Here is an 11,150-nt window from a genome sequence, read left to right as displayed (position 1 = left end):
ACGATGTCCGTGCTGTACTGCTCTCATCCAAAGACGTACCGTGCGGATGATTTTATGACACAGTAAGACTAAAGCGCCATGAGATTGGGATGAATCGTCATCGCGCTTTAGGTTGTTGTTTGAGCATGATCTCCGCGCAAACGCGTACCGCGTTTGTCGCGAGGGAAAACCGCGACGCACTTTTCCGGATCATGCTGTAGGCCGCACGCGGTGGCAGGTCAGCCTCGCTTGTCAACGTCCCTTGCCGAAAGGGACCGGCATGTCTACCTCTCGCCAGTGAATTCTCGTGAGAGGTACCCCGATGCTTGATGCCGCCGTCAAGGCGCTGTCGCAGATCATCTCGCCGCCGATGCGCTCGATCCTGTGGCGCTCGATCGGCGTCGCGCTCGTGCTGATCACCGTGCTGGCGATCGGCTTGCAGCGGCTGCTCAGCTGGTTTGCCACCTATGGCGAGGTCTGGCTCGAGGGGTTGCTCGGCCCCGGCTGGCATTCCGCGCTGGAAGTGCTGGCCTGGATCGTCTCGATCGCGGCCGGCCTTGGCGTGGTGTTCGGCGGAATCCTCCTGATGCCCGCGATCACCTCGCTGGTGGCGAGCCTGTTCGTCGACGACGTCGCCGACCATGTCGAGCGCGAACACTATCCGGCCGAGCGACCCGGTGTCGCGCTGCCGTTCACGATGGCCATCCACGAGGGCGTCAAGACGGCGCTGCTGACCATCCTGGTCTATCTGATCGTGCTGCCCTTCGTGTTCCTGGCCGGCGCCGGCTTCCTGATCTTCTTCCTCGCCACCGCCTGGCTTCTGGGCCGCGAATATTTCGAGCTTGCCGCGATGCGCTTCCGCCCGCCGGAGGAAGCCAAGGCGATGCGGCGCGACAATGCGGCGACCATCTTCGCCGCCGGCCTGATCATCGCCGCCTTCGTGTCGATTCCAATCGTCAATCTGGCGACGCCGATCTTCGGCATGGCCTTCATGGTCCACATGCACAAGCGCCTGTCGGGGCGGCGGCCTGAGCTGATCGAGCCGGCGCGGTCGATGCGGTGACCGCGATTGGAGCGATCGCTTGGGTCCGGTTGCGCACCCGCGAAGGAGATCGCTCCCTCCCCCGCTTGCGGGAGAGAGGCTGATTGGGGCGCTCCTACGATCGAGAGCTTGAAGGCGGAGGTCCGAGGAGAACGTCCTCGCGATAGAGCATCGCCGTAGTTTTGCGGATCTTTCGCCACGAATCAGGATTCTCAATCAGCTCGCCAGTCCGAGGCGATCCCGCGGAATGGCGGGGCCAGCGACAGTTGTCCGGAATCTCTCGCGCATCGGCTCCATTTCCTGAGGAGGTAGAGTCCATTAGGAGAATTGATCCATGGCAAACATCGAAAGATTTCCGAGAAACAAGTCAGTAGATCTGGCCAGGCTTGAAGCAGATGTCACGGCGGCCTTGCCCGGGTCGGCCGGCTGGGTTGCCCCACCGCCTCTATCCGAGCCATTGCCCGACTACGTCGAGCATCGAGATGGGGTTTCGCGTGTAGGCCAGCTCACTGCCGAGGCCGTCGTGCGCGACTATGAGGCCGCGGCCAAAGAGATCGAAGCTATGGGCACTGAGTTGATCAGCGCGGCAAAAAAATGCGAGGCGATGACCGCCGAGGTGCACACTACGATTGCCTTCATGCGAGATACTGCGGCCTCATATCGCGAGGAAGCCAAGAAGATTTTCAAGCGCATCGAAGAATGTGCCCTGTTTACAGAGGATGTTCGCAAGACTTGCGAAACTGTCAAACGCCGGATGATGGAGGATAGAAGCATCGCCTGATCCGCACCCCGCCCAACCAAGGCGCGATGAGATTAGGATGAATCGTCATCGCGCTTGAGGTCGTCGTTTGAGCCTGATCTCCGCGCAAACGCGTTCCGCGTTTGTCGCGAGGGAACGCCGGTCCACGCTCTACGCTCTACGTCACCGGCACGCCGCACTTGCGCAGCACCGTCTTGGCGAAGCCGAACGGCGCCGGCGTGAATGGGCCCGGCGGGGCGCGGGTGAGCAGCGCGACGCAACCGAGCGCCGTGATCGCGAGCCAGAAGCACAGCCAGAAGCCGTCGCTATAGGCGAGCACATTGGCCTCGCGCTGCACGAAGCCCGCGAGCGTGCCGACCGCGCGGGCCTGCGCCGCCCCTAAGCCATGGCCGGCGAAGCGATCGGCAAGCTGCTTCAGCATCCTGACCACGTCGACATCGCCGGTTGCGACGTGCTGGCCGAGATAGTTGGAATGGATCTGCTCGCGGATCCGCAGCCAGGTTCCCATCAGCGCAATGCCAATCTCCGCGCCGCCAAGCCGCATGATCTGGATATAGGCCGCAAAAGCCGTCGCACGGCTCGGGTCGGAGTTCGACAGCAGCGTGATGATCAGCGGCAGCAGGGTCAGCGCCTGGCCGATCGCCTGCAGCAGCACGATGCCGACGAAATCCTCGCGCGCCCAGTCGTGGGTGAGCTGGGTGCCCCAGAGGTTGGCCGCCGCAAAGCATGCAAAGCCCACGACCACCACCGTCCGCGTATCGAAATGCCGCAGCAGCCAGATCGAGATCGGCACCAGCACGAACATCGGCAGTGCGCCATAGATGAGCAGCAACAGGCCGCTCTGCTCGGGCCTGAGCAGGCCGACATTGGCGAGGAAATTCGGCACCAGCGACGAGTTGGACAGGCTGGTGAGGGTGTAGAGCAGGATCAGGACCAGCGACAATCCGACATTGCGCGAGAACAACACGTTGACGTGCGCCCAGGGCTGGCGGACCAGGGATTCGTTGATGAGGAAGCCGACGAACAGCACGGCTCCGCTGGCGAGCAGCGCCATCACCGTGCCCGACTCCAGCCAGTCCAGCCGATTGCCCTGGTCGAGGCCGGCATAGATCATCGAAACCGAAGCACCGAGCAGCACCATGCCGCCCCAATCGGCATCGCGCAGCAGGTCGCGATTGACTGGCTCGCTGGGCGTACCGAGATAAACCATCAGGCCCATCAATGGCGCGATGACGACGCCCTGCCAGTACAGCCATTGCCAGCCGAGATGGTCGACATAGAAGCCGACGAGCGAGGTCGAGGTATCGAGCGCAAAGCCGACGCGGATCGAATAGACCGCAATCGCCGGCAGCCACCAGCGGATGGGCAGATTGCGGAACACGATCATCAGCGTCGCCGGCACGAAGGTGCCGAGCAGCAGGCCATGCACGATGCTGAGCGCGATCAATGCGGGAAAATCGTGAACGAAGGGAATGATGAAGGAGACGACGGCGTAGACGAGGCTCGGGATGCCGAGCACGCGACGCAGGCCGAACGCAGTCGCGAGCCAGGCCACCGCCGGTGCGATCAAGATCTGCGAGCCGATACCGGCGGTGGAGAGCCAGGCTCCCTCGTCGAAGCCGAGCGAGAATGCGCCGCGCAGGTCGGGCAGGCCGACCGTCGTCAGGCGGCTGTCGAAATTGGCGAGGAACGAGCCGAGCAGCACGGCCACGACGGCGAAGGCCGGTCGTGGCGCGATGCCGCCGCGCGAGACCGGTCCGCGATCGGCACCGTCATTTGCCGCCATTCGGCCCTGCACCGTCGGTGTGGATGCTGGTGACGACGGACATTCCCGGCAGGAGACGTTCGACCAGCGGCTGGTTGTCGTCGAGCTGGATGCGCACGGGAACGCGCTGCACCACCTTGGTGAAATTGCCGGTTGCATTGTCCGGCGGCAGCAGCGCCACCTGTGAGCCGGTCGCCGGCGCGATGCGCTCGACGCGGCCGCGCAGGCGCTGGCGCGGGAAGCTGTCGACGGTAATGTCGACGACCTGGCCCGGCTGCACGTGCGTGAGCTGGGTCTCCTTGTAGTTCGCGATCACATAGACTTTTGGCAGCGGCACCACGTTGATCAGATTGGTGCCGATATTGACGTAGTCGCCGGGCTGCACCTGGCGCTCGCCGACGACGCCATCGAACGGCGCTGTGATCCTGGTGTAGCCGAGCTTGAGCTGGGCACTCGCGAGCGTCGCCTTGGCCGCTTCGAGGTCGGCGGCGCGCTGCTTCTTGGTCCCTTGCAGGACTTCGAGCTGATGGCGCTGTGCGGCGATCACGGCGCGGCTTGCGCGCACATCGGCCTGTGCCTTGGCGAGCGACGCGACCGCCTGCTCAAGCCGCTGCCGTGTGCCGGACTCGCTCTGCGACAACGATTGCTGACGCTGCTGCTCCTGCTGCGCCTCGACCTCCAGCGCCTCGGCGGACAATCGCGCGGCCTCGGCCTGCGCGATCGTCGCATATTGCAGCTCGACCTGGTTGCTCAGATTGTCCAGCGCCGCCTGTGCCGCAGCAACGTTCGCTTCGGCCTGCGCGACCTGGGCCTGATAGTCGGCGGGGTCGATCTGGATCAGGAGATCGCCGGCATGCACGCGCTGGAAATCGGTGACCGCGACGTTGAGCACCTCGCCCGTCACGCGGCTGGCAAGCCGCGTCAGCTCGGCGCGGACATAGGCATCATTGGTAGTCTGGATCGTCGCGCTGCCGACCCATTCATCGAAGCGCAACGTCGCCAGTGCAACGAAGCCGAGCGCGACGACGACGGCAAACAGCGGAATGGCGAGTCGACTCCAGAGACTAGGAGCCGGTCGTTGTGTCGGCTTGGAAGCGACGAGCGGAGCGGCGGGCGGCGGCGAACTGACTTGTTCTTGTTGACTCACGGCACCACCCCGAAATCATGTCGCGAACGCAATTCCTGCTAGCGTCATTCCGGGACGGTCCGAAGGACCGGAACCCGGAATCTCGAGATTCTCAGGTGCGCAATTGCGCACCATAGTCCGATGCTTTGCATCGCCCCGGAATGACGGAGAAACCTTGCCTCAGACCGTCTTCTCCGGCCATCGACAGAGATCGTTGATCAGGCATACCTCGCAGCGTGGCTTGCGCGCGAGGCAAGTATAGCGACCGTGCAGGATCAGCCAATGATGGGCATGCAGCATGAACTCTGCCGGGATCACCTTTTCGAGACCGAGCTCGACCTCGAGCGGCGTCTTGCCGGGCGCCAGGCCCGTGCGGTTACCGACGCGGAAGACATGCGTATCGACCGCCATCGTGTGCTCGCCAAAGGCCATGTTGAGCACGACGTTGGCGGTCTTGCGTCCGGCACCCGGCAGCGACTCGATCTCTGCGCGCGTGCGCGGCACCTCGCCGCCGAAATCGGTCAGCAGCTTGGCCGAGAGCGCGATCACGTTCTTCGCCTTGGTGCGGTAGAGGCCGATGGTCTTGATGTACTCGCGCAGGCTCTCCTCGCCGAGATCGAGCATCTTTTGCGGGGTGTCGGCGACCTGAAACAATTCACGCGTTGCCTTGTTGACACCGGCGTCGGTGGCCTGGGCCGACAGCACGACAGCAACGAGCAGCGTGAAGGGATTGAGATGCTCGAGTTCCCCCTTCGGCTCCGGGTTGGCCTTGCGGAAGCGGGAAAAGACCTCGTGGATCTCGGCCGGCGTCCAGGGTTTTGTGGCCTTGGGCTTTACTGCCTTGAGCGATTTCTTTGCGGCCCGCGCGGGCTTGGCGGCTTTCGCCTTTGCCTTCTTCTTCGACACGGAGGATTTGCGGACGGCCGTCTTGCGGGTGATTTTTGCCATGACCGGGATATACTGACAGGCCATGAGCACAGGCAACGGAATTGAGCGCGAGAGCGAGGTGCAGATCTTCTCTGCGCTGCTGACGCCGCATCGCTCGCTGAACCGCACCGGCTTCCTCGCCGTGATGCTGTTCCTCAGCGTCGTCAGCTTTGTGACCGGGATCGTTTTCCTGATGATGGGCGCCTGGCCGGTGTTAGGCTTTTTCGGCCTCGACGTGCTGGTGATCTGGTGGGCCTTCAAGGTCAATTTCCGCACCGCGCGGGCGAGCGAGGAGATCGTGGTCACGGTTTCCGAATTGCGCGTGCGGCGCGTCAGCCATCGCGGCCATGTCGCCGAATGGGTGTTCAATCCGCTCTGGGTCCGGCTCGAGCAGGAGGCGGACGAGGAGTATGGCCTCGAACGGCTCTATCTGGTGTCGCGCGGCCGCAGCGTGTCGATCGCGAGCTTTTTGGGACCGGAGGAAAAGGCAAGCTTTGCCAAAGCCTTAATCGACGCCCTGAACGCCGCCAGGCGCGGCCCGATCTACAATCCGATCGCTTGAACCCTGTCAGAAATCGGGTGGTTTGGAGCCCCTGCTGCTCCTACATTTGAGGTCATGATGACACTCGCCATACATGACCAGCGCCTGGCCAGGCCGGGCCACCAGAACGCCGCGCTGCGGGACTATGATTCCGTGCGCCGCGCGATCGCCTTCATCTCGGAGAACTGGCGCGCGCAGCCGACCATCGAGGCGATGGCGGATGCGGCGGGCGTCACCCCGGATGAGTTGCACCATCTGTTCCGCCGCTGGGCGTCGATCACGCCAAAGGCCTTCATGCAGGCGCTGACGCTCGACCATGCCAAGCACCTGCTGCGCGATTCCGCGAGCGTTCTCGATGCCGCGCTCGACTCGGGTCTCTCGGGCCCGGGACGGCTGCACGATCTCTTCGTCACTCACGAAGCAATGTCACCGGGCGAATGGAAGAATGGCGGCGCGGGCCTGACCCTGCGCTACGGTTTCCATCCCTGTCCCTTCGGCACTGCGATCGTGATCGCGACCAATCGCGGACTGGCGGGGCTTGCCTTCGCCGACCCCGGCGAGGAGCAGGCCGCATTCGCCGACATGACGCGGCGCTGGCCGAACGCAACTTACGTCGAGGACCATGAGGGCACCGCACCGCTCGCCCAGCGCATCTTCGACACCAAGCTGTGGCGGCCGGACCAGCCGCTGCGCGTGGTCATGATCGGCACCGATTTCGAGGTGCGGGTGTGGGAGACGCTGTTGAAGATACCAATGGGACGCGCGGTGTCCTATTCGGACATCGCCTGCAAGATCAACAGCCCGAAGGCCTCACGCGCCGTCGGCGCCGCGGTTGGGAAGAATCCCGTCTCCTTCGTCGTGCCCTGCCATCGCGCGCTCGGCAAGGACGGCAAGCTCACCGGCTATCACTGGGGCGTCACCCGCAAGCAGGCGATGCTGGGCTGGGAGGCGGGGCAGCTCGGGGTGCAGTAAGTACGCTCATGTAGGGTGGGCAAAGGCGCGCTCTTCGCGCGCCGTGCCCACCATCTTTCCGCGAATGTTGCTGGATGGTGGGCACGCTTCGCTTTGCCACCCTACGGAATCGCGCCTAGCTCGCCAGATCGAGCTTCGAGGCCACCGTCGAATCCGCATTCAGCCGGTAAATGATCGGCACGCCCGTCGCCAACTCACGCTTCAAAATACCTTCCGGCGAGAGCTTTTCCAGCACCATGATCAGCGCGCGCAGCGAGTTGCCGTGGGCGGCGACCAGCGTGCGCTTGCCGTTGAGCACGCCGGGCAGGATCTCCTGCACGTAATAGGGCAGTGCGCGCGCGAGCGTGTCCTTCAGGCTTTCGCCGCCGGGCGGCGGCACGTCGTAGGAGCGGCGCCAGACGTGGACCTGCTCCTCGCCCCATTTCTTGCGGGCGTCATCCTTGTTGAGGCCAGAGAGATCGCCATAGTCGCGCTCGTTCAGCGCGAGGTCCTTCGACGTGGGCAGGCCGGTCTGCCCAAGCTCCGTAAGAATGAGATCGAGCGTATGCTGGGCGCGCGTCAGCACCGAGGTGAACGCAACGTCGAAGACGAGGCCTTTCGCCTTCAGCTTGCGGCCGGCTTCTTTGGCCTCGGCAACGCCCTGCTCGGTGAGACCGGGATCTTTCCATCCCGTGAACAGGTTCTTCAGATTCCATTCGCTCTGGCCGTGCCGCACGAGCACGAGAAGACGTTCGCTCATTCCTGCTTTCCGTTCGTTCAGTTATCGCCCAGGCCGAGCACATCGGCCATCGAGTAGAGGCCCGGCTTCTTGCCATGGGCCCACAGCGCCGCCTTCAGCGCGCCATGGGCGAACAGCATGCGGTCCTCGGCGTGATGCGACAGTGTCAGCCGCTCGAAGGGGCCGAGAAAGCTCACGCTGTGATCGCCGGCCGCCGTGCCGCCGCGCAGCGAGGCAAAGCCGATGTCGCCGGAGCGGCGCGCGCCCGTGATGCCGTCGCGGCCGCGGGCCGAATGATCCCTCAGCGAGATGCCGCGACCGCTCGCTGCGGCTTCGCCCAGCATCAGAGCCGTGCCGGAGGGTGCGTCGACCTTGGCACGGTGGTGCGTTTCCACGATTTCGATATCGAAGTTGTCGCCCAGCGACTGCGCCACGCGCTTGACCAGCGCAGTGAGCAGATTGACGCCGAGGCTCATATTGCCGGATTTGACGACAACGGCGCGGTTGGTGACGCTCTTGATCACCGCGTCATCCGACGCCGAAAGACCGGTTGTACCGATGACATGAACGAGCCCGCGCTGCGCGGCGATCGCGACATTGGCGATGGTCGCGGCCGGCACGGTGAAGTCGAGAATGCCATCGGCCTCTGCCGACATCGCCCAGAGATCGGCCGAGAGTTGCACGCCATTGGCCGGGAGCCCCGCGAGAACACCGGAATCCTTGCCCAGGAGTTCCGAGCCCGGCGCTTCGAGCGCGCCCGCCAGCACCGCGCCCTCGGTCTCGGAAATCGCACGCGTCAACGTCCGGCCCATCCGGCCGCCGGCTCCCGCAACAATCAAGCGCATGTCGGACATGGTATGATCCTCTTCCGGGCCCGTTGTAGCGGGGGGACGCTGTTCCGGCAACCGAGGGGGACACGCAAGCCCGCCGTCATTCCGGGGCGGCTCGCAGAGCCGAACCCGGAATCCCGAAGTTGTGGCGCGAGATTCCGGGTTCGCCCTTCGGGCGCCCCGGAATGACACTGCCTGCCTACGGCTGCGGGCCGTCATAGCCCTCGATGACGATGAGGTCGGCGATCGAATGCGGCTGGCGCACCTTGATGTTGGCCTGGTATTCCGGCGAGTTGTAGCAGGCGAGCGCGGTCTCGTAGTCGGGGAATTCAATCACGACGTTGCGTGCGCGGCTCTGGCCCTCGACGCTGGTGAGCTTGCCGCCGCGAACGACGTAGCGTCCGCCGAACTTCTTGAAGATCGCGAGGTTCGCCGCCGCATAGGGCTTGTAGCCCTCGTCATTGTGCACGTCGACGCGCCCGATCCAGTAGCCTTTTGCTGCCATTCTTCTTCTCCTTGTGATGTTCAGGTCAACGCCTGCGCGATCTCGGCCTGGATGGCCTCGGCAGTCGCCTTGGGATCTGTGGCTTCGACGATGGGACGTCCGACCACGAGATAGTCGGCGCCCGCGGCAATCGCGCGTCCCGGCGTCATGATGCGCTTCTGGTCGCCGGTCGCCGCGCCTGCGGGACGGATGCCGGGCGTGACGAGGTTCATCTGGTGACCGACGATCTTGCGCAGGCTACCGGCTTCCTCGGGCGCGCAGACGAGCCCGTCGACGCCGAGCACCTGCGCCTGCTGCGCGCGCGCCTCGACCAGCTCGGAGACGCCGATCCGGTAGCCGGCCGCATGCAGATCATCGTCATTGTAGGAGGTCAGCACGGTCACGCCGAGAATCTTCAGGGCGGACGACCCACGCCCTTCGACCGCCGCCTTCATGGTCTGCGGGTAGGCGTGCACGGTAAGGAAGGTCGCGCCGAGCTTGCTGATGCTCTGGACGCCCTGCATCACCGTGTTGCCGATGTCATGCAGCTTGAGATCGAGGAACACTTTCTTGCCGCGGTCCGCGAGCTTGCCGACCAGCGGCAAGCCGCCGGCATAAGTGAGCCGATAGCCGATCTTGTAGAAGGTAACGCTGTCGCCGAGCCGATCAATCATCGCCTCCGCCAGCTCCGGGCTCGGCAGGTCGAGCGCGACGATCAGGCGGTCGCGGGGGGCGATTTCGGCTTGCGTCATGTCACCTCACATCATGCGTTGGGAAATGTCGATCAGTTGCCGCACCAGGTCCTGCAACGCGGCGATATCGCCCTCGTTCTTCAGCCTGTCCATATCGTCATAGGCCTGGTCGGCAAAGGCGAGCGCGAGCTGGCTGGCAATCACATTGGCGTGGCACGAGGTCAGGATCAATCGCAGCGCCTGGAGCGCACGCGCGCCGCCGAGCCTGCTCTGAGATGCGCCGGCGATCGCAAAAGCACGGTTGCGAAAAACTTCGCCGCGCCTCTCGTGTGGGTCCTGGACGCGACTGATCCAGTCGATCGCATTCTTGAGCAGCGCCGGCACGGAGGCGTTGTATTCCGGCGTGACGATCAGGATCCCCTGATGCGCGCCGATCATGCGCTTTAGGTTGACCGCGTGCTTCGGGACGCCGGACTTCACATACAGGTCTTCGTCATAGATCGGCAGTGGAAAGTCGGCGAGCGAGATGCGCGTGACGTCGACGCCGGCCTGGGCGAATTCATAGGCGGCGACCGCCGCCAGCTTCGCATTGTGCGAGCCGGTGCGCAGCGAGCCGGGAATGACCAGGATCTTGGGTGCGGGCATCCAGAAAAACGCGTTCGGCGAAAAGGGTCCGCCGCGCGAAGACGAAAGCCGGCGGAATTAGTCTTTGCGATACACCCAGACGCGGGCCGGCGGAAGGTTCATCCAGATCCGTTCCGAGGCCTCTGTGGACACGCCGGGCAGCGATTTCGGGATCGGCGGCACCACCGAATAGGTGAACTGCACGAAAGGCGAGCCGGGCGCGAGCGCGGCGAAGGAATCGCGAATCAGCCTCAGGCGCGTGAACATCGGCTTGGTGACCAGCGGCAGGCCGGACACAACGGCAGAGGCGGGCGCGCTCAGCACTTTCCAGAGCGTGTCGCGCAGGCGGTAGGCATCGCCCTGCACCACCGTAGCTTGCGGATAGCGGTCGCGCAGCAGCGCGCAGAAGCCGGGATTGTATTCGACAAGGACGAGACGCTTCTGGTCGATGCCGCGCTCGACCAGCGCACTGGTGATGGCGCCGGTGCCGGGTCCGAGCTCGACTACCGGTGCGTCCGAATCGACATCGACATATTGCGCCATGGTGCGGGCGAGCAGCCGGCCCGACGGCATCACCGCCCCCATGTGGAGCGGCTTTTCAATCCACGACCGGAGAAAGCGTACCTCGTCGTCGAGACGGGGCTTCTTCAACGCGCGCACGGACGATTGCATGGGCATGTCAGGACCGGA

13 protein-coding genes are annotated in these 11,150 nt (G+C 64.3%); 4 read left to right on the top strand and 9 right to left on the bottom strand.

Features of this window, described 5'->3' with window-relative positions; translation table 11 throughout:
* Positions 1-301: 301 nt before the first annotated feature.
* Together SO140_RS39740 and SO140_RS39735 are read left to right on the top strand one after the other, a co-directional pair.
* Positions 302-1,042: a sulfate transporter family protein gene (locus SO140_RS39740; RefSeq protein ID WP_449384570.1), complete on the top strand. Its 741-nt coding sequence runs from the start codon at positions 302-304 to the stop codon at positions 1,040-1,042.
* Positions 1,043-1,355: 313 nt separating this feature from the next.
* Entirely contained in the window at positions 1,356-1,802 is a 447-nt protein-coding gene (locus SO140_RS39735; protein WP_449384569.1) for a hypothetical protein, read from the top strand.
* A 136-nt stretch (positions 1,803-1,938) separates the two neighbouring features.
* Here SO140_RS39735 and SO140_RS39730 read toward each other — a convergent pair whose 3' ends face one another.
* From SO140_RS39730 to nth, 3 genes are all read right to left on the bottom strand, one after another.
* A complete protein-coding gene (locus tag SO140_RS39730; protein WP_449384568.1) occupies positions 1,939-3,567 on the bottom strand; it encodes an MFS transporter in 1,629 nt (542 codons plus the stop codon).
* Entirely contained in the window at positions 3,554-4,693 is a 1,140-nt protein-coding gene (locus SO140_RS39725; RefSeq protein ID WP_449384567.1) for an HlyD family secretion protein, read from the bottom strand. The genes SO140_RS39730 and SO140_RS39725 overlap by 14 nt, the downstream gene beginning before the upstream one ends.
* Before the next feature lie 159 nt (positions 4,694-4,852).
* A complete protein-coding gene (gene nth, locus SO140_RS39720) occupies positions 4,853-5,620 on the bottom strand; it encodes an endonuclease III (protein ID WP_449384566.1) in 768 nt (255 codons plus the stop codon).
* A 22-nt stretch (positions 5,621-5,642) separates the two neighbouring features.
* Here nth and SO140_RS39715 point away from each other — a divergent pair, with 22 nt between their 5' ends.
* A complete protein-coding gene (locus SO140_RS39715; RefSeq protein WP_449384565.1) occupies positions 5,643-6,161 on the top strand; it encodes a DUF2244 domain-containing protein in 519 nt (172 codons plus the stop codon).
* 54 nt (positions 6,162-6,215) lie between these two features.
* Positions 6,216-7,112 carry a methylated-DNA--[protein]-cysteine S-methyltransferase gene (locus SO140_RS39710; RefSeq protein WP_449384564.1) on the top strand — a complete coding sequence of 299 codons (897 nt, stop codon included), beginning with the start codon at positions 6,216-6,218 and terminating at the stop codon, positions 7,110-7,112.
* A 115-nt stretch (positions 7,113-7,227) separates the two neighbouring features.
* Here SO140_RS39710 and SO140_RS39705 read toward each other — a convergent pair whose 3' ends face one another.
* The 6 genes from SO140_RS39705 to SO140_RS39680 all read right to left on the bottom strand — a co-directional run bounded on the left by SO140_RS39705 (position 7,228) and on the right by SO140_RS39680 (position 11,138).
* Entirely contained in the window at positions 7,228-7,851 is a 624-nt protein-coding gene (locus SO140_RS39705; protein ID WP_474802652.1) for a 2,3-bisphosphoglycerate-dependent phosphoglycerate mutase, read from the bottom strand.
* Positions 7,852-7,868: 17 nt separating this feature from the next.
* Positions 7,869-8,684 (bottom strand): 4-hydroxy-tetrahydrodipicolinate reductase, encoded by an 816-nt coding sequence (dapB, locus tag SO140_RS39700; protein WP_449383664.1) that lies wholly within the window; start codon positions 8,682-8,684, stop codon positions 7,869-7,871.
* Positions 8,685-8,859: 175 nt separating this feature from the next.
* Complete coding sequence (locus tag SO140_RS39695; protein ID WP_449383665.1) at positions 8,860-9,165, bottom strand: DUF1330 domain-containing protein; 306 nt, start codon at positions 9,163-9,165, stop codon at positions 8,860-8,862.
* Positions 9,166-9,185: 20 nt separating this feature from the next.
* Positions 9,186-9,896, bottom strand: coding sequence for an orotidine-5'-phosphate decarboxylase (gene pyrF / locus SO140_RS39690; protein ID WP_449383666.1), 711 nt, complete (start codon positions 9,894-9,896; stop codon positions 9,186-9,188).
* Positions 9,897-9,902: 6 nt separating this feature from the next.
* The gene (locus SO140_RS39685; RefSeq protein WP_449383667.1) at positions 9,903-10,481 is read right to left on the bottom strand and encodes an NADPH-dependent FMN reductase; all 579 of its coding nucleotides are present in this window, start codon (positions 10,479-10,481) and stop codon (positions 9,903-9,905) included.
* Between the two features lie 57 nt (positions 10,482-10,538).
* The gene (locus SO140_RS39680) at positions 10,539-11,138 is read right to left on the bottom strand and encodes a class I SAM-dependent methyltransferase (RefSeq protein WP_449383668.1); all 600 of its coding nucleotides are present in this window, start codon (positions 11,136-11,138) and stop codon (positions 10,539-10,541) included.
* Positions 11,139-11,150: the final 12 nt, after the last annotated feature.

It is taken from the genome of Bradyrhizobium sp. UFLA05-108 (genome assembly GCF_059803455.1).
Note: the sequence above shows the minus strand (reverse complement) of the source record. Positions and strands in the feature narration are given on the sequence as shown.